At 47.3% G+C, this 672-nt stretch carries 1 protein-coding gene; it reads left to right on the forward strand.

The features are described from left to right. Positions 1–672, forward strand: a 672-nt coding sequence (locus tag R7Z77_RS25910; RefSeq protein WP_318137118.1) for a M66 family metalloprotease, incomplete at both ends; no start/stop codon positions are given.

Genomic DNA, 672 nt, shown 5'->3' on the forward strand with positions numbered 1-672 from the left:
TTTCAAAAGAAGACATCGTTTCTGGAAAAGCAGCGACGAAGAGCCCAACTCAGCTAATGAAAAACTTCAATGATGACATGGAGTTTGAAAAGGTGGTTGAAGCTGAAGAGAACCGTTTGTCTTTCTGGGCAGAGAACAACGTCTATCCAATCGAAGCGTCGTGGGTTTCTTCAACCAATAAGGCCATGTTGGACAACTTGAAGTTGGATGACGAGCGTTACTTTGAGATCAAACTCGATGACGCCGGTCACGAAGTATCGCGTCAGCTTAAGCGTTGGAAATACCTACCAAAAGAGTTGCAAGTGAAAGCAGCAGATGCGATTACGGTTGCGACTTACAGCAATACGCTTGTTCACGAGCTTGGTCATAACATGGGTCTGCGCCATAACTTTAAAGGCTCAAATGACAAAGCGAACTACTACACGCTAGAGCAAGCGCATCAACTTGGTTTGAACAACATTCCTGCTTACAGTTCGACGATGGACTACGCACCAAGCATGTTGGATGAAACGCCAACTTGGGGTCTGTACGATATTGCGGCGTTTAAGTTTGGTTACGGTCGTAAAGTCGAGACGATTCAAGATTCTTCAGGTTCAGCTCCCGCGCCTGTTGCGAAACCGGCAGACAGTGCGAGCGATGAAGACAAAGCGGCATACGCCCGTTACCTCGCTG

The sequence above is a fragment of the Vibrio sp. 1401 genome, from assembly GCF_033340295.1.